We start from the raw sequence: 17,383 nt of genomic DNA on the forward strand, positions 1-17,383 counted from the left end.
CACCGGCGATGCGGGCAGGGCCAGCCAGTTGCCGGGATGAGGTGACTGCGTGCTGACTACGAGGATCGAACCAGCATCGCCGATAGCCTCGACGGCGAAGGTCAATGAGGACCAGTTCAAACCCTGGCTGTAGGTGGGTTTGCTGCGTACACGCCAGCGGTAGCCGCGGCCGTCGACGGTGATAGGCCGGCTGCCTCGCCTCGCCAAGGCCACCGTCGCCTCCTGAATCTCGGGTCTTGCGTCGAGGACGTGATCTGATCTTGCGTGCAACATCCGTGCAACTAGCCTCGGCGAATCGAGGCTTCCAGCGGTCAATGGCGGTCAAAGTCCGGGAACGCCGTCCGGACGAGAAATGCGGAGGGACCAGGGCTTCTACCCTGGTCCCGGTGGTGGGCGTGGCAGGGTTCGAACCTGCGACCCTCCGCTTGTAAGGCGGATGCTCTCCCGCTGAGCTACACGCCCGCTTCGGCCTGCGCCGACACGAACCGGCACATCCTACCTGACCGCCGACCATGCCTTCACCAGACTTAACCCCACCGCGGTCAGTCCCGGCCGACGAACATGATCACAAAGCGGCGGCCTCAGAGCGCCGCGAGCGCCTTCCGCCAGGCTTCCTGGTCCCGAGCCTCCCCGGGCAGGTTCATCTCCGCGTACCGGACGACGCCGGCCTTGTCGATGACGAACGTCCCCCGGTTGGCGTACCCCCGGTCCTCGTTGAAGACCCCGTACGCCTGGGCCACGCCCCCGTGCGGCCAGAAGTCGGCCAGCAGCGGGAACTCGTACCCCTGCTCGTTGGCCCAGACCTTGTGCGCGAACACCGAGTCGACGCTCACCGACAGCACCTGCGTGTCCTCGTTGACGAAGTCACCCAGGTTGTCCCGGATCTCGCACAGCTCGCCCTCGCAGGTCCGGGTGAACGCCAGCGGGTAGAACACCAGCAGCACGTTCTTCGCACCCCGGAAGTCGGACAGCCGCACTTCCTGGTTGTTCTGGTCCTTCAGCACGAATTCCGGCGCTGCCGCGCCCGCCTCGATCGGCATGATGCCTGCCCCCACGATCGGTGAAGCTTCCATGATCGCAGGGCTGCCTGGCGGCCTGCCGGTCGGGGCAGGCCGCTCTCGTCGGCGGCGGGGCTCAGCGCTTGGGCGCGCGCGCCGCCTTCGGGGCCACCAACCGCGCCGCGCTCCAGTCCTTGCCGGCGCTGAGGGTGGAAGTCTGGGTGAGTCCGGCGGTCGGTGCCGCCTCGGCGATCTCGCTGGGCTCTACGTGCCCGGGCCGACCCGACTTGGGGGTCAGCAGCCACACCACGCCGCTCTCGGCGAGCGGGGCGATGGAGTCGACGAGCAGGTCGACCAGGTCACCGTCGTCCTCGCGGTACCACACCAGGACGGCGTCGACGACCTCGTCGGTGTCCTCGTCCACCAGATCTGATCCGCATGCGTCGGCCAGGGCGTCACGGAGGTCGGTGTCGACGTCGTCGTCGTACCCCATCTCCATGACCACCATGTCCGGCTCGATGCCGAACCGGTCCGCCAGGCTGCGTACGCCCTCGGCGGCCTGACCTGCGGTCGCGCTCACTGTCTTGTGCCTCCTCTTCGTTTTCTGGACACCCGCAGTTCGCTGCGGGATCACTCGATTATTGTCGTCGGCGTCACAGCCGACTGCGGGTAGTCCACACAGTTCTAGCGCCCAGCGCAAGTGGCGGCCCCGGCGGGTCGCCAAAAACGCGGCTCAGGCGCTCTCCGCGCGGCTGGATCAAGGTTGCCACACGCTCAGGCGGCCAGCAGTGCGCGGGCTGCGCGTTCGATCGCGTCCTCGCCGACGAGCACGTGGTCGGCGGCCGGGCCGAGCGGCAGGAAGGTGTCGACGGCGGCGACGCGCCGGGCCAGGCCGACGTATCCGGCGTCGACGAGTGCGGCGAGCACGCCTTCGCCGACGCCGCCGGAGCGGCGGGTCTCGTCGACGACGAGCACCCGGCCGGTGGCCCCGGCTTCGCGGACGATGTCGGCAAGCGGCAGCGGGGCGAGCCAGCGCAGGTCGACGACGCGGCAGCCGTGGCCCTCCTCGGCGAGCCGGGCGGCGACGCGCAGGGACATGCGCACGCCGTTGCCGAAGGTGAGCACGGTGAGGCGGTCGCCGGCCCCGTAGGCGTGGCTGCGGGCGCGGCCGACGGGCACGTGGGTGTCGGCCCAGCGGTCGGGGGCTGTGTAGTGGCTCAGCCAGCCTCCGTCGCCTTCTTGGTGCAGGTCGCGGGTGTGGTAGAGGGCGATGGGCTCCAGGAAGACGCTGACGGTGCCGTCGACTTCGGCGGCGGCGACGCAGGTGCGCAGCATGGCGGCGGCGTCGTCGGCGCGGGAGGGCACGGCGACGACGAGGCCGGGGATGTCGCGCAGCACGGCGACGGAGTGGTCGTTGTGGAAGTGACCGCCGAAGCCTTTCTGGTACGCGAGGCCGGCGATGCGTACGACCATGGGGTTGCGGTAGGCGCCCTGGGAGAAGAAGCGCATGCTGGCGGCCTCGCCGCGCAGCTGGTCTTCGGCGTTGTGCAGGTAGGCCAGGTACTGGATCTCGGGGATGGGCAGCAGCCCGCCGAGTCCGGCGCCGAGTCCGAGGCCGAGGATGGACGTCTCGTCGAGCAGGGTGTCGAAGACGCGGGCGGGGCCGAAGCGGTCGCGCAGGCCCTTGGTGACGCCGTAGACGCCGCCCTTGCGCGCCACGTCCTCGCCGAAGACCATGGCCTGCGGGTGGCTGATCATGAGGTCGGACAGGGTGGCGTTGACGGCCTGGGCGAGGGTCTGCGGTCCGGACTGCTCGGGCAGCTTGCCGCCGAAGATCCGGTGGCGCTCGGCAAGCGTGGCCCCGGCGGCGCGCTCGCCGGCCCGCGCGATGGTCTTCGCGACGCGCAGCGGGCGGCGCGGGGCCAGCGGGGCGACGACCTCGGCGGCGGAGGCGAGTTTCGGCTCGTCGCGCACCTGGGCGGCAACCTGCTGCACCCGCCAGGCGATCTCGTCGTACCGGCTGAGCAGTTCCATCGGGCTGGCCTGCCCCGCGTCGACGAGCAGGCGGGCGGTGCGCAGCAGCGGGTCGAGGGCCAGGTCGTGCTCGATCTCGGCGGGGGTGCGGTAGGCGAGTTCGGCGTCGGCTCCGGCGTGGCCCATCAGCCGGACGGTGCGCAGGTGCAGCACGGCGGGGCGGCGGTGGCGGCGCACCCAGGAGACCGCGGAGCGGGCCACCGCGTACGTGTCGGCGAGGTCGCAGCCGTCGGCGTGGAAGTAGCGCAGGCCGGGGCGGGAGCGCAGCGTGGTGCCGACCCAGCCGGCGGGCGAGCGCACGCTGATGCCCAGCCCGTTGTCCTCGCACACGAACAGCAGCGGCAGCCGCAGCCCGGTGAAGTCGGACCAGCCCGCGGTGTTGAAGGCGGCGACGGCGCTGGCGTGGTTGACGGAGGCGTCGCCGAACGAGCAGAGCACGACGGCGTCGCGGGGCCAGGCGGGTGGCACGAGCACGGGCTGCCCGGAGTCGGCGGCGTGCCGTCCGGTGGAGCCGCGGGCGTCCAGGCCCTGGCGGGAGCGCTCGATGGCGAAGGCCAGGCCGACCGCGCGGGGCAGGTGCGAGGCGATGGTCGAGGTGGTCGGGATGACGTTGAGGTCGGTGCTGCCGAAGACCTTGTGCCGGCCGCCGGCGATGGGTTCGGCGGCGCTGGCCACGACGCCGCGCAGCACGTCGCGGATGGCGTCGACCTTGCCTTCGGCGAGCTGGGCGGCGCGGGCGGCGTAGAACGCGCCGGAGCGGTAGTGCAGCAGCGCCGGGTCGGTGGGGCGCAGCGCCGCGGCGACGCCGGCATTGCCCTCGTGGCCGGCCGAGCCGATGGTGTAGTACCCGGCGCCGTCGGCGCGCAGCCGCCGCGCGGCCAGGTCCAGGTGCCTGCTGGTGACCTGGGCGTCGAAGAGGTCCCTGGCCATGGCTCCGGTGAGGCCGCTGTCGGGGCGCACCGTCGCATGCGGATCGCCGTTCGGCGGGGTGCTGGCGGGCCACGCCGCCAGCGCGCTCCGGAACCGTTCGTCGAGATCATGAGAGGTGCTCACGCTGCACAGCATTACCCAGAGGGGGTGGGGACGACCACCCGGATCGGTGATCGGACACGCCACACCACTGCACAAGATGGACGATTTATCCAGATTTACCCATAATCTGCGTCATGGCTCACCGGTCCCCCCGTGCCCGTCGTCTTCTGCTCGCCGCCGCAGGTCTCGGCCTGTTCGCCGCGCTCGCGCCCCAGCAGCCCGCCGCTAATGCAGCGCCAGAACGCGCGCCCGCCGCCGAGGAACCCGCGGTGCTGGTCGGCGCGGGCGACATCGGCAGCTGCCTCAGCGACGGCGACGAGGCCACGGCGAAGCTGCTCGACCGGATCCCCGGCACCGTGTTCACGCTCGGCGACAACGCGTACGTGGCCGGCACCGCGGAGCAGTTCCAGAAGTGCTACGAGCCCTACTGGGGCCGGCACAAGGACCGCACCCGCCCGGTCATCGGCAACCACGACATGCGCACCGACAACGGCGCGCCGTACTACGAGTACTTCGGCGAGTCGGCGGGCGAGAAGGACAAGGGCTGGTACTCCTACGAGCTCAACGGCTGGCAGGTGCTGGTGCTCAACTCCACCTGCGACCTGATCGACTGCGAGGAGGACTCCGAGCAGGCCGACTGGCTGCGCGAGGAGCTGGAGGACTCCGACGCCAAGTGCACCGTGGCGATGTGGCACCACCCGCTGTTCACGTCCGGCTGGAAGCACGGCTCCGACCCCCGGGTGAAGCCCTTCTTCCAGCTCCTCTACGACCACGGCGTCGAACTCGTGCTCAACGGCCACAACCACCACTACGAGCGCTTCGCCCCGCAGACCCCCGACGGCGAGCTGGACAAGGAGAAGGGTGTGCGCCAGTTCACCGTCGGCACCGGCGGCGGCGGCCTCAACGGCTTCAGCAAGGACATCGCCGCCAACTCACGCGCCCGCGACTTCGAGACCTTCGGCGTCCTCAAACTGTCCCTCTACCAGGACTTCTACACCTGGAAGTTCGTCACCCCGGCCGGCAGCACCTTCCAGGACCAGGGCGTCGGCACCTGCCACTGACCGCGGCGCACCGTCACGGCCCGCAGTTCGCCACACATATCGTGACCTGTCCGTCGCCGGTGACCTGCACGACGACCGCGCCGCGCGGGCCGGTGGCGATCAGCAATGGCGGCGCGCCGGTGCGGCCCAGGGGCAGCAGCGGCGCCTCGGCGGTTCGCGCGGAGCAGTCGGCGAACCGGCACCGCACGATCGACAGCGTCTTCGGATCGAGTGACGGTATGGCCAGGCACCACTCCTTGCAGCTGAGGCTGCCCGGCCGGGACACCGCCGCCAGTGGGCTGCCGCGATCGTCCAGACCCACGTAGACCAGGTCGTACTCGCCGGGCAGGTCCTGCCAAAGGGGCGGCACGGGCCGCACGAACACCCGGTCGCATTCCCGCGTCTCGCAGAAGGCACGGTAGGCGTCGGTCGTGTCGTCGTAGATGTCGTCGGACCACATGATGACCGGGCCACCGCCCCAGTCGTGGCCGGTCACGAATGACGAGGGCCGGGACAGGATCTTCTTGTCCGGGCTGTCCAGGGCCACCTCGACGCAGGTCGCGGTGCATCGCCAGGCGGCCATGCCCCGGCTGCCGCCCGACGGCTCGCGCCGCTCGTAGACCGCGGCGAGCAGGAGCACCCCGCCCGTCGGCAGGACCGCAACCGACACGGCCCCCAGGTCGACCTGGGGCGCGTCGAGCCGCAGCAGCCGCTCGGCGCAGCGGTCGGCGGCGTCGCACTCGGTGAGCATGAGCGTCGGCAACGGCAACGGCGACGGCGACGGCGACTCGCCGTAGCCCTTTCCGGGTAGGTGCAGCGCGACGACACCGCCGTCCGGGGTGACCGACGCGGCGTCGATCCGCCTGCCGGTGATCTCCGTCGTGGTCCGCACCTCGCACCGCACGTCGCGGCACCGCGTCACCGTCGACTGGGCGACGATCACGGGCAGGCCACGCGGGTCGAGCCCGAGCACCTTCGGCCACGGTGCCGCGTCCACGGTCACCAGTTCCGGCAGCCCGCCGGGGTTGCCGAGGGCGGCCGCGGCGAGCAGGACCACCGGGAGGGCGTATGCGGCGAGCCAGGCGCGGTGCACGGGTTTCGGTCGCGGCGCGGCCAGCCGGGACAGGGTGGCGTCGACCTGGGCCAGGTCGGCCACGCGCCCCGGGTCGCCGTCGGCGCGTGGCCGCAGGTAGTGCTCCGCCGTCGCCCCTGCCTGCCGCGCGACCAGCACCGAGACGACCAGCAGCAGGGCCGCCGACATGACGCCCGCGAACAGCGCCTGGACCGCCGACGTCGCACCCGCGAACAGCGGCGCGACCGCTGCGGGCGGCACGGCCTCCGGCAGCTTCCCGACCAGGCCCGCCAGCACGGCCGCCAGCAGCGTCCAGGCCATGCTCAGCAGCAGTGCGACGGGGAGCGGCGCGGCCAGCGGCCACACCAGGTCGGCGGCGGAATCCCGGCGGTTCTTGCGCAACTCGACCGCGTGGGTGGCCGCGCGCCGGCCGGCGTTCTCGAACAGCAGCAGCGGCAGCGCGGGAAACCGCCGGAACAGCAGCCAGGCAGGCAGGACGAGCGCCGGGGAGGCCAGGACCGCCAGGACCACGACGAAGAAGAAGGTGCCGTAGGACAACCAGTCCAGCACCGCGTAGAGCGCCGCGGCGGTGATCGCGAACGGGACCAGCCAGCACAGGACGGCGACGGCCCGGCGAGCCGCTTCGCGCAGCGCGGCCGCCGGCGCGACGTGAAGGCCGCGCCTGCGCCCCGACTCCACCAATACGCCCGCCGCCAGGGCCAGCGCCCACAGCGGCAGCCAGATGAGGATGCGCACGCCCAGGCCCGTGCCGGGCAGGAGCTCGCCCCGCAGGACGAAGCCCGCCTCGGCGAGCGCGATCCCGTGGTCGATCAGCCACGCCAGGGCCAGCGGCACCCCGGCGGCGAGCAGCGCGGCACCCTGGTCGGGGCGGACGGTGGCAGCCATATATCGACGCTACGAAATCAATCGATCACGCGCTGCCCGCGCCGGCCACGGTTCGGCATCGGCCCGGCTACGAATCGAGCCGGACCGATGCCGCGCTTCAGTCGCGCCAGCCGGAGATGTCGACGCCCTTGGCGGACTCGACCCGCAGGGCGAAGTGGATCTCCTGGGTGGCGTTGGGGGCCAGCGCCAGTTTCCAGGTGTAGACGCCCAGGTCGGAGCGCTCCGCGGGCTCCGGCTTGGCACTCAGCTCCTTGACCGTGATCTGGGCGTCGCGGGAGACCGGGAGCTGGTCGAGGACCGTCACAGAGACCGGTCGGGGGCTGTGGTTGGCGACCGTGATCTTGTATTCGGCGTCGGTGCGCCGCGACGAGCCCAGCGTGGCCTTGCTCGCCGTGCGGCGGACCAGCTCGCGTTCGACGCGGACCCGGTCGTCGACGCCGAGGGCCAGTTCGCGCTCCTCCTGGGGGGCCCAGGGTTCGAGGCGGGTGGAGCCGACGAAGTCGCCCTCGTGGAACAGCGCCGCCGCGCCGCCGGGCAGGGTGTGCCCGGACGTGTTGAGCACGGTGGCGCGCAGGGTCGCCTCCTCGGCGCGGACCGGCGCGGTGATGTGGTCCAGGCGGGCGGCCAGGTCGAAGCGCGCGATGAGGGTGCGGTGCGTGGTGCCGTCGGCGGGCACGGCCACCGGCTTGAGCGGGGTGTACGTCGCCGCGACCGGCCCCTCCTCGACGCTCGCGCTGGTGTCGCGCACGGCGGCCCGCGCCTTGGGCATCATCGTCTGCATCGGCGCGGCCCCCGGAGCGGGCGGCGGCGGGGCGGACATCGCCATCGCCGCGGCCGCGTAGACGATCGGTCGCTCCACATCGACATACCAGGGGTCCAGCTCGGGCACCTCCAGCGCGCCGGAGGGGCGGGCCGTGGACAGCTTGAGCGCGCACTCCGGCCAGTCCTCGCCGGTCCGCTGGGTGATCATGCCGTGCCAGGTCAGCGTCAGGTTGTCGCCGGCCAGCCGCAGGTCGTAGCCGCTGCTCCAGCTCGCACCGGGCACCACGTACGACAGCTCCAGCTCGATCTCGCCGTCGCCGTCGACCTCCAGCAGCACCTCGGCGACCAGCCGGTCCGGGCGGGTGCTGCCGCGCAGGTCCATCAGCCGCCGCTCGGCCGCCTCCCGGCGGCGGTGCAGGTCCAGCCGTTCCCGTTCACGGGCACGCCGGGCCGCGTGGATCGCGGTGAGCTGCTCGTCCAGGCCGTCGGCGAACCGGACCGCGGCCGTGGGCTCGCCGGTGGCCAGGGCCCCCGCGCCGCGCATCGCCAGGCGGCCCAGGAAACGTTCGCGGGCCGCGGCGACCGTGTCGGCGTCGTTGAGGACCGCGATCGCCGCCTCGATCTCGCGCAGCTCCGCCTCCAGCGCGGTGACGGCGGCGTCCGAGGTCACCGGCTCGCGCCGGGTCACCACGTTCACCCCGGCCACCGTCGCCGGGCCGTGCCCGGACACCCGTACCGAGTCGCGCAGCAGGTTGAGCGGCAGGGGTCCATACGGGACGCGGTGCTCGCCGGGGGCCAGGGTGACCGTGCCGCGCCGGGTCACCCGTGCCCGGTCCGGGAACACCGTGACGGCGACGATCGGGGCGTCGACGGGGTCGGGACCGTCCGTGCTTGAAGTCATGAACTGAGGCTACCCACACCCGGCCGGGGGCAGCCGCCCAAATGGGGCGGGGCGGCCGCGGCAGGGTGTGCCGCGACCGCCCCGTCGGGGAGGGGGGTTACGAGCAGGCGGCGCCGTTCAGGGTGAACAGGGCCGGGTTCGGGTTCGGGCCGCTCGCGGCGTCACCGATGAACCCGAAGGTCACCGACTTGCCGGGTGCGATGACCTTGTTAAAGGCCAGGTTCGTCGCGCTGACGGTCGCGCCCGACTGCACGGCCGAGGCGCTCCAGATGTCGTCGACGGACTGGCCGGCCAGGAACGACCAGCGCAGCGTCCACCCGTTGACCGCGGTGGAGCCGGTGTTCTTGACGGTGATCTGGGTGTTGAACCCGGCGGGCCACTGCGCGTGCTTGGTGTAGGTCACCTGGCAGGTGGGCGCGGGCACGGACGCGCCGTCGCCCTGGCCCGCGAGGAAGGCGGCCACCCAGGCCAGCGGGGCGTTCCAGTTGATGGTCAGCTCGTTGGTGGACCACGAGTCGATCTCGTCCAGGTAGCAGAACTGCCCGGTGCAGCCGGTCAGCTTCTGCTGCGCCAGCGGGTCCTGGATGGACGAGTTCGGGCCGCCGGACAGGGTGCCCTTCGGCGGGTTCGGCAGCTCCGGGTTGAGCTGGTGGGCGTACCAGCGGCTGTGCTGGTTGTGCGAGTTGACCTCGCCGTAGCCGGTCACGTAGGACATGTTCAGCGCGTTGCGGCCGAACAGGTAGTCCGCGCCCTGGGTCACCGCGTCGGCGAACCGGTCCTGGCCGGTGAGGTCGTACGCCGTCGACAGCACCACCAGGTTGTTGGCGATCGCGCTGTTGGAGCCCCAGTCGTAGGAGTTGTTCGCCGGCTGGTACGGCACGCCGTACGGGTGTGCCTCGATCGCGGCCAGGTACTCCTCCGCGCCGGTCACCACCGAGGCGCGCACCGCGGCCCGGCCGGGCAGCGCGCTGGGCACCGTGGCCAGGTCGAGACGGCCCAGCGCGGCCAGCGACTGCCAGCCGAAGCCGTTGCTGCTCCACACGTCGGCGGTGTGCAGCGGCGAACCGGTCACCGCGGACAGGAACTGGCTCTCCCCCGTGGTCAGGTAGAGCTCGGCGGCCGCCCAGTAGAACTCGTCGCTCACCACGACGTCGTCGTACGTGCCGCCGCCGGTGCCGTCGGACGGGCTCGCGTAGATCGCCGGGTGGGCCAGCGCCGCCGCGTACGCGGTGCGGGCCGCGGCCAGGTTGCGGGCCGCGAAGGCCGCGTCGTACGGGGCGTACACGCGGGCCGCCTGCGCCGCCGCGGCGGCCAGGTTCAGCGTCGCCGCGGTCGACGGCGGGTGCAGCTCGCGCTGCTTGTCGTCGAGGTTCGGCAGCAGCGGCAGGCCGGTCCACTCGCTGTCGTGGATCTTGTGGTGGGCCATGCCGGCCAGCGGCTTACCGGCCGGGACCTGCATCTTCAGCAGGAACTCCAGCTGCCAGCGGGCCTCGTCGAGGATGTCCGGCACGCCGTTGCCGCTCTCCGGCAGGTTCAGCTGGCCGTCGGGGAACGGCTGGGCGGTGGCCGCCCACTTGCCCCGCTCGAACTCGTTCACCAGCTGGAACACCGAGATACCACCGTTGACGACGTACTTGCCGTGGTCACCGGCGTCGTACCAGCCGCCGGAGACGTCCAGCGAGTAGTCGCAGACGCCCGGCTGGCAGGGCACCGAGGTGTCGCCCTTGTTCGGCGCGACACCGACGTGGCCCGCCGGGCGGCCGTAGCCGGGCCGCAGGGCGTCGGAGATCGCGATGCCGGAGCGCTGGGTGTAGAACATCTTCAGCGCGTCGTCACGCAGGCCCGCGTAGAGGTTGCCGGCCAGGTCGAACGGGCGGCTGGTCTCGCCGTCGGCGACCAGGGTGTAGCCGGCGCCCGCGACCGCGTACCCGCTGAAGTCGATCGAGTGGACGTTCTGGCCGGAGCTGGCGTCCACGCCGCGCGGGGTGGTGTTCCCGCTGGCGACGACGTCACCGCCGGCGTTCTTGAGCTGCCACGGCAGGGCCGTCGTCGCCTCGGTGACCACGGTGGCGTTCTTCGGGCCCTTGGTCAGGTAGCCGACCTGGTTGACCCGCACCCGCGGGCCGGTGTCGGGCACGTAGACCTCGGGGGCAGCCCCGCCCTTGAGGGAGATGTCGTCGAGGCAGATCCGCCAGGGGGAGGCACTGCCACCGATCTGAAACGCCACCTGCGCGTTCGGAAGGGAGACGGGCGCGGTGAAGGTGTACGAGTAGCCGGTGGCAGTGCCGGTCATCAGCGGATTCGCGGCCAGGAACTGCGTCCACGGGTCCACCGGGAGCTGGATGAGCGCCTTGCCGACCTTGTCGGGAGTCGCGCTCGCGGTGAAGGTGTAGCTGTAGGTCTCCCCCGCGACCAGCGGGATGTTGTCCTGCCCGATGATCACGTCCCACGGGTTCACGGTGCCGCCGGGGATGTCGGCGCACAGCTGCCCGCCGCTGGAGTCGAGCGTGATGTTGGAGGTCCCCCACCAGGGGGCGTGGCCGGAGGTGAAGGTGCCGTTGACGATCTGCTCGGGGGGATCGGCCGAGGCGGCGGCCGAGGTCAGGCTCGTCGACACGAGCCCGGCCACGGCGGCCAGCGCGATCAGCACGGGTCTACGCACTGGGGGGTCCTTTCGATGGAGCGATCGGTGTTGCATCGAAAGCGGGGCTGAGCAGCCAAAACGCGCGAGGGATCTGGGAGCGCTCCCATCTGCGCCCATGAATTATTGCCGCCGCGTTTCCGGAGTGTCAATCGCCCCTTCAGCGGGGGCGTGGAAGTTTCAGCCCGCGAGGAAGGACAGGCGGACCTGGCGGGTGGGGTTGTCCCCATTGGTGTCGACCAGGCAGATCGACTGCCACGTGCCCAGAGCGATGCGTCCGTTAAGGACCGGCAGGCTGGCATACGGGGCCACGAAAGCCGGCAGCACGTGGTCGCGCCCGTGGCCGGGCGAGCCGTGCCGGTGCTGCCAGCGGTTGTCGGCGGGCAGCACGTGCTCCAGCGCCGTGAGCAGGTCGTCGTCACTGCCCGCGCCGGTCTCGATGATCGCGATCCCGGCCGTCGCGTGCGGCACGAACACGTGCACCAGCCCGTCCCCCTGCTCACGCACGAACGCGGCCACCTCGTCGGTGATGTCCACGACGGTCGCCCGATTCCCCGTCCGCACCGTCAGCACTTCGCTACGCATCCGCCCACCCTAAGCGCGCCGCCGCCGCGCCGCGCCGCCGCGCCGTGGGCCACTGAGAAAGATCGGCGTCTCGTGTCGAAAAGTGGGGTCCGACCGCACTTTCTGACACGAGACGCCGATCTTGGCAAGCGGACCGGGTGAGCCGGACCGGGGGTGGACCGGGGGCGGACCGCGGGGCGGACCGGGGGCGGGTCAGTCGCCGCCGCCTCCGTCGCCGCCGCCGTCTCCGCCGGAGTCGCCCGAGTCGCCGGAGTCGCTGTCGTCGCTGTCGTAGTCGTCGTCATCGTCGTGGTCGTGGTCGTGGTGGCCGTGCGAGTGGCCGCCGCTGCGGCGCCGGCGGCGCTTGCGCGGGGCGAACAGCAGGATGAGGCCGAAGACGATCACCAGCGGGGCGGCGAAGCCGGCGACGCGCTCCAGGCCCGCGGGGGGCAGGAAGGCGTACCCCTCCATCCCGGTGATCGCGACCGCGGGGACCGCGGTCTTGTTCGCGTCGACGGCGTCGGCGACACCCGGGCCGACGACCCGGCCGCTGTCGCGCAGCGGACCGTTCACCCAGCTGAGCTCGCAGTTGCCGTAGATGCCCGCGTAGGGCGGGGCCAGGAAGTCCTGGTTACAGGTCCACTCATCACCGGTTATCCCTGCCGTCACCTTTTCCCCGCCCAGATCGGCCAGGAGGGGGAAGGTCGTGTTGACAGCCAGCAGGAAGCCGTATGCGATGAGTAGGAGACCGAGGAGTCGTCGCATGGGCGGCAATCTAATCGGCGCACGCCACTGAAGCGGTCACCCGGTCGTGAAGCCGACCGAAATGTTACTGGTCAGTATGCGTGTCGCGTGTCGCATCGGACGGCGGTACGCGTGACGAATCCCCCACCGGAGGGGCAGGATGGGTCGAACAGACAAACTCTGTGTCTAGACCGATCATCACTACAACTACGAGGGAACGCCTGTGGCCACCGAACGCAAGCGCCCGGTGATCAGCGACGGCCTACCGAGCCAGCTCCCGGACATCGATCCCGAGGAGACGGCCGAGTGGGTGGAGTCGCTCGACGGAGTGATCGACGAGCGAGGCGCCAAGCGCGCCCGGTACGTCATGTTGCGCCTGCTGGAGCGGGCTCGTGAGCGGCAGGTCGGCGTCCCCCCGCTGACCACGACCGACTACATCAACACGATCCCCAGCGAGCGGGAGCCGTGGTTCCCCGGCGACGAGCACATCGAGCGCCGGCTGCGCGCGTACATCCGGTGGAACGCGGCGATGACCGTGCACCGGGCGCAGCGCCCCGGTGTCGGCGTCGGCGGGCACATCTCGACGTACGCGTCCTCCGCGTCGCTGTACGAGGTCGGCTTCAACCACTTCTTCCGGGGCAAGAACCACCCGGGTGGCGGCGACCACATCTACTACCAGGGGCATGCCTCCCCCGGTATGTACGCGCGCGCGTACCTGGAGGGCCGGCTCACCGAGCACGACCTCGACGGGTTCCGCCAGGAGCTGACGCACCCGGGCGGCGGCCTGCCGTCGTACCCGCACCCGCGCCTGATGCCGGACTTCTGGGAGTTCCCGACGGTGTCCATGGGCCTGGGCGGCCTGAACGCGATCTACCAGGCGCGGTTCAACCGCTACCTGCACCACCGCGGCATCAAGGACACCTCGGACCAGCGAGTATGGTCCTTCCTCGGCGACGGCGAGATGGACGAGCCGGAGACCCTGGGCGCGATCGGGCTGGCCGCGCGCGAGGAGCTGGACAACCTCACCTTCGTGATCAACTGCAACCTGCAGCGCCTCGACGGCCCGGTCCGCGGCAACGGCAAGGTCATGCAGGAGCTGGAGGCGTTCTTCCGGGGCGCCGGCTGGAACGTCATCAAGGTCGTCTGGGGCCGCGAGTGGGACCCGCTGCTGGCCCAGGACACCGACGGCGCGCTGGTCAACCTGATGAACGTGACGCCCGACGGTGACTACCAGACCTACAAGGCGGAGTCCGGCGGCTACGTGCGCGAGCACTTCTTCGGCCGCGACGCGCGCACCCGCAAGATGGTCGAGCACATGTCCGACGACGAGATCTGGGGTCTCAAGCGCGGCGGCCACGACTACCGCAAGCTCTACGCCGCCTACAAGGCCGCGACCGAGCACACCGGTCAGCCGACGGTCATCCTCGCCAAGACCATCAAGGGCTGGACGCTGGGCTCGCACTTCGAGGGCCGCAACGCCACCCACCAGATGAAGAAGCTGACGCTCGACGACCTCAAGGGCTTCCGCGACCGCCTCTTCCTCGACATCCCGGACTCGGCCCTGGAGTCGAACCCGTACGAGCCGCCCTACTTCCACCCCGGTGCGAAGAGCGACGAGATCGGGTACCTGATGGAGCGGCGTGCGGCGCTGGGCGGCTCGCTGCCCTCGCGCAACACCAAGCACGTGCCGCTGCAGCTGCCCGAGCACAAGGTCTACGCGGACCTGAAGAAGGGCTCCGGCAAGCAGAAGATCGCCACCACGATGGCCTTCGTCCGGCTCTTCAAGGACCTGATGAAGGACAAGGTGATCGGCCACCGCTGGGTGCCGATCATCCCCGACGAGGCGCGCACCTTCGGCATGGACTCGCTGTTCCCGACCGCGAAGATCTACTCGCCGCACGGGCAGCAGTACACCTCGGTGGACCGGGAGCTGTTCCTGTCCTACAAGGAGTCCACCGCCGGGCAGATCCTGCACGAGGGCATCAACGAGGCCGGCTCGATCGCCTCGTTCACCGCCGCGGGCAGCGCGTACGCCACGCACGGCGAGCCGATGATCCCGGTGTACATCTTCTACTCGATGTTCGGGTGGCAGCGTACGGCCGACGGCCTGTGGGCTGCGGCGGACCAGATGACGCGCGGCTTCCTGCTCGGCGCGACCGCGGGCCGCACCACGCTCAACGGCGAGGGCCTGCAGCACGAGGACGGGCACTCGCACCTCATCGCGGCGACCAACCCGGCCGCGGTGGCGTACGACCCGGCGTTCGGCTTCGAGATCTCGTACATCGTCGAGGACGGCCTGAAGAGGATGTACGGCGAGACGCCGGAGGACATCTTCTACTACATGACCGTCTACAACGAGCCGTACGTGCACCCGGCGGAGCCCGCCGACGTGGACGCGGCCGGCCTGCTCAAGGGCCTGTACCGGTACAAGCCGGCGACGGTCGAGGGCCCGCGGGCGCAGATCATGGCCTCCGGTGTCGGCATGCAGTGGGCGCTGCGCGCCCAGCAGCTGCTGGCCGAGGACTGGGGCGTGGCCGCCGACGTGTGGTCCGCGACCAGCTGGACCGAGCTGCGCCGCGACGCGGTGGAGACGGAGCGGCACAACCTGCTGCACCCGGACCAGCCCGCCAAGGTGCCGTACGTGACCCGCGCCCTGGAGAACGCGCCGGGCCCGAAGGTGGCCGTGTCCGACTGGATGCGCGCCGTCCCGGACCTGATCTCCCGCTGGGTCCCGGGCGACTACACCTCGCTCGGCACCGACGGCTTCGGCATGTCGGACACCCGCTCGGCCCTGCGCCGCCACTTCAACGTGGACGCGGAGTCGGTCGTGGTGGCCGTGCTCGCCCAGCTCGCCCGCGCCGGAGAGGTCCCCACGACCGCCCCGGCCGAAGCGGCCCGCAAGTACGCCATCGACGACGTCATGGCAGCCCCCGCCGGCGAAACCGGCGGCGACTCCTGAGTTGACGTTAAGAAGGGCACCTTCACATCGCTCCGCGATATAGAAGGTGCCCTTCCTAACCACGAAGGCCCCGTGACCTGCCGTCACGGGGCCTTCGTGCTGTCCCGGTCAGGTCGGCGGCGGCGGATGAAGATCGCTGTTTCGTGTCGATACCTGAGGTCTGACCGCAGGTATCGACACGAAACAGCGATCTTGGAGGCTGGCAGGGGCCGCAGGGGGCGCAGGGCCGCAGGGCCGCAGGGGCCGCAGGGCCTCTGGGGGCGATTTGTGCCGTTGACGCGGTGGGGACGGGCTGGCACGATCCCCGCCGTGTCGATCACCTCCACGGCCGTCCAAGGCGGCCTCTGCCCGCAGTGTCAGAGCAGTCTCGCTGTGGAGCCCGGCGAGGCGCCGTGGTGCGAGCGATGTGAGTGGAACCTCGACGCCTTCCGGCCCGACCCGCTGGTGGGCCGGCTGGCGAACCTCCAGGAGCGATGGGCGCACCGGATCGGGTACAAGCTCGACCAGGACCTGTTCGCGCAGTTGTCGGACCGGCCGCTGACCCGGCCCGGATCGGGTGTCGTGGGCGTGGCGCTGACGACCGTCTCCCTGGTGCTCGCCGGGCTGCTGATCGGGCTCGCGGCGGGCGGGGTCTGGCTGATGATCGCGGGCCCTTTCCTGGTCAAGCTGGTCGGCCTGGTCATGGTCGGCATCGCCGTGCTGTGCCGGCCCCGCCTGGGCCGCCTGCGTGACGTGCACAGCTCGTACGACGAGGTCACGCGCGAGCGGCAGCCGCACCTGTTCGCGCTCGTCGACCGCGTGGCCGCGACCGTCGGCGCGCCCCTGCCGCACGTGCTGGTGCTCAGCCACGAGTGGAACGCCTCCGCCACGATCGTCGGGTTCGCACGGCGGCGGGTGCTGACGCTCGGCCTGCCGTTGTGGACGGCGCTGCGCCCGCAGGAGCGGGTGGCGCTGCTCAGCCACGAGCTGGGCCATTTCATCAACAACGACAACCGCCGCAACCTGCGTACGCAGACCGCGCTGACCTTCTTCGCGCACCTCGCCCACCTGCTGGACCCCCGCGAACTGCTGGGCGGCGCGGAGTTCGAAGGGCTGATGGGACTGGCCGTCAAGCTGATCGAGCTGCTGGTGACGCCCCTGTTCTGGCTGGTCTCCCGGTTCTGCTGGCTGCTGCACCTCGCCCTGAACGTGCTCGGCGCGCGGGACTCCCAGCGCGCCGAGTACTACGCCGACGACCTCGCGAGCCGGGCCGCGGGCAGCACGGCCGCGCTCGCGCTGACCGATGTGGTGAGCTGCTCCGGCATCTACCTCGCGATCGTCGGGAGCCGGGCCCGCGGTGGGGCCGGTATGCAGGGCTGGCGGGAGGCGGTCGAGTCGGCCCGCGCCGGGATCGCGCCGCGGCAGGCCCGGCTGCGCCAGCTCACGCTGCGCCGCGAGGCGTCGCCGTTCGCCTCCCATCCCCCGGCCGAGCTGCGCCACCGCGTCATCGCGGCCCAGCCGCACCGCGACCCGCAGGTCGTGCTGGGCGAGGCCGAGGCGGCGGCGATCGACGCCGAGCTGGCCCCGTTCGAGGAACGCTACCGCCGCGTCATCGCCGCCGCCTGGTAGCCCGGAAGGCGGGCGCGGCAGCGGACGAAGATCGCTGTTTGCGGTCAGAAACTGCGGTCGGACCTGACTATCTGACCTCAAACAGCGATCTTCGGGCCTAGCGGCGTCCGGAAGCGGCACCG

11 protein-coding genes and 1 tRNA gene are annotated in these 17,383 nt (G+C 71.4%); 3 read left to right on the forward strand and 9 right to left on the reverse strand.

The features are described from left to right. Nucleotides 1–387 precede the first annotated feature (387 nt). The 4 genes from F6W97_RS26955 to F6W97_RS26970 form a co-directional block, all read right to left on the reverse strand. Nucleotides 388–462: transfer RNA gene (locus tag F6W97_RS26955), tRNA-Val, on the reverse strand. A 119-nt stretch (nucleotides 463–581) separates the two neighbouring features. After that, complete coding sequence (locus F6W97_RS26960) at nucleotides 582–1,040, reverse strand: peroxiredoxin (protein WP_155373311.1); 459 nt, start codon at nucleotides 1,038–1,040, stop codon at nucleotides 582–584. A gap of 94 nt (nucleotides 1,041–1,134) precedes the next feature. Further along, nucleotides 1,135–1,578 carry a DUF3052 domain-containing protein gene (locus F6W97_RS26965; RefSeq protein WP_155373312.1) on the reverse strand — a complete coding sequence of 148 codons (444 nt, stop codon included), beginning with the start codon at nucleotides 1,576–1,578 and terminating at the stop codon, nucleotides 1,135–1,137. Between the two features lie 194 nt (nucleotides 1,579–1,772). Continuing rightward, nucleotides 1,773–4,097 (reverse strand): thiamine pyrophosphate-dependent enzyme, encoded by a 2,325-nt coding sequence (locus F6W97_RS26970; protein WP_155373313.1) that lies wholly within the window; start codon nucleotides 4,095–4,097, stop codon nucleotides 1,773–1,775. 101 nt (nucleotides 4,098–4,198) lie between these two features. On the opposite strand from F6W97_RS26970, the gene F6W97_RS26975 reads away from it, so the two are divergent. Then, nucleotides 4,199–5,125, forward strand: coding sequence for a metallophosphoesterase family protein (locus tag F6W97_RS26975; RefSeq protein WP_155373314.1), 927 nt, complete (start codon nucleotides 4,199–4,201; stop codon nucleotides 5,123–5,125). 13 nt (nucleotides 5,126–5,138) lie between these two features. Here the strand turns inward: F6W97_RS26975 and F6W97_RS26980 are convergent, their stop codons facing one another. The 5 genes from F6W97_RS26980 to F6W97_RS27000 all read right to left on the reverse strand — a co-directional run bounded on the left by F6W97_RS26980 (nucleotide 5,139) and on the right by F6W97_RS27000 (nucleotide 12,715). Further along, nucleotides 5,139–7,082: a hypothetical protein gene (locus F6W97_RS26980; RefSeq protein WP_155373315.1), complete on the reverse strand. Its 1,944-nt coding sequence runs from the start codon at nucleotides 7,080–7,082 to the stop codon at nucleotides 5,139–5,141. Between the two features lie 97 nt (nucleotides 7,083–7,179). Then, nucleotides 7,180–8,745 carry a DUF4139 domain-containing protein gene (locus F6W97_RS26985; protein ID WP_155373316.1) on the reverse strand — a complete coding sequence of 522 codons (1,566 nt, stop codon included), beginning with the start codon at nucleotides 8,743–8,745 and terminating at the stop codon, nucleotides 7,180–7,182. A gap of 97 nt (nucleotides 8,746–8,842) precedes the next feature. Continuing rightward, a complete protein-coding gene (locus tag F6W97_RS26990; RefSeq protein ID WP_155373317.1) occupies nucleotides 8,843–11,443 on the reverse strand; it encodes a glycoside hydrolase family 9 protein in 2,601 nt (866 codons plus the stop codon). Between the two features lie 123 nt (nucleotides 11,444–11,566). Beyond that, nucleotides 11,567–11,971: a secondary thiamine-phosphate synthase enzyme YjbQ gene (locus F6W97_RS26995; protein ID WP_155373318.1), complete on the reverse strand. Its 405-nt coding sequence runs from the start codon at nucleotides 11,969–11,971 to the stop codon at nucleotides 11,567–11,569. A 192-nt stretch (nucleotides 11,972–12,163) separates the two neighbouring features. Then, nucleotides 12,164–12,715 carry a hypothetical protein gene (locus F6W97_RS27000; RefSeq protein ID WP_155373319.1) on the reverse strand — a complete coding sequence of 184 codons (552 nt, stop codon included), beginning with the start codon at nucleotides 12,713–12,715 and terminating at the stop codon, nucleotides 12,164–12,166. 202 nt (nucleotides 12,716–12,917) lie between these two features. Here F6W97_RS27000 and aceE point away from each other — a divergent pair, with 202 nt between their 5' ends. Both aceE and F6W97_RS27010 read left to right on the forward strand, forming a co-directional pair. After that, entirely contained in the window at nucleotides 12,918–15,653 is a 2,736-nt protein-coding gene (gene aceE / locus F6W97_RS27005; protein WP_155373320.1) for a pyruvate dehydrogenase (acetyl-transferring), homodimeric type, read from the forward strand. A gap of 309 nt (nucleotides 15,654–15,962) precedes the next feature. Beyond that, nucleotides 15,963–17,261, forward strand: a complete 1,299-nt coding sequence (locus tag F6W97_RS27010; RefSeq protein WP_196279343.1) for a M48 family metallopeptidase — start codon at nucleotides 15,963–15,965, stop codon at nucleotides 17,259–17,261. Nucleotides 17,262–17,383 lie beyond the last annotated feature (122 nt).

The organism is Catellatospora vulcania, from assembly GCF_009720385.1.
GTDB classification, from domain to species: Bacteria; Actinomycetota; Actinomycetes; order Mycobacteriales; family Micromonosporaceae; genus Catellatospora; species Catellatospora vulcania.

What these genes read in the sequence shown, in the direction of transcription:
- F6W97_RS26960 (WP_155373311.1), bottom strand. Translation starts at nt 1,040, where the DNA reads ATGCCGATCGAGGCGGGCGCGGCAGCGCCGGAATTCGTGCTGAAGGAC.
- F6W97_RS26970 (WP_155373313.1), bottom strand. Translation starts at nt 4,097, where the DNA reads ATGCTGTGCAGCGTGAGCACCTCTCATGATCTCGACGAACGGTTCCGG.
- F6W97_RS26975 (WP_155373314.1), top strand. Translation starts at nt 4,199, where the DNA reads ATGGCTCACCGGTCCCCCCGTGCCCGTCGTCTTCTGCTCGCCGCCGCA.
- F6W97_RS26980 (WP_155373315.1), bottom strand. Translation starts at nt 7,082, where the DNA reads ATGGCTGCCACCGTCCGCCCCGACCAGGGTGCCGCGCTGCTCGCCGCC.
- F6W97_RS26985 (WP_155373316.1), bottom strand. Translation starts at nt 8,745, where the DNA reads ATGACTTCAAGCACGGACGGTCCCGACCCCGTCGACGCCCCGATCGTC.
- F6W97_RS26990 (WP_155373317.1), bottom strand. Translation starts at nt 11,443, where the DNA reads ATGCAACACCGATCGCTCCATCGAAAGGACCCCCCAGTGCGTAGACCC.
- F6W97_RS26995 (WP_155373318.1), bottom strand. Translation starts at nt 11,971, where the DNA reads ATGCGTAGCGAAGTGCTGACGGTGCGGACGGGGAATCGGGCGACCGTC.
- F6W97_RS27000 (WP_155373319.1), bottom strand. Translation starts at nt 12,715, where the DNA reads ATGCGACGACTCCTCGGTCTCCTACTCATCGCATACGGCTTCCTGCTG.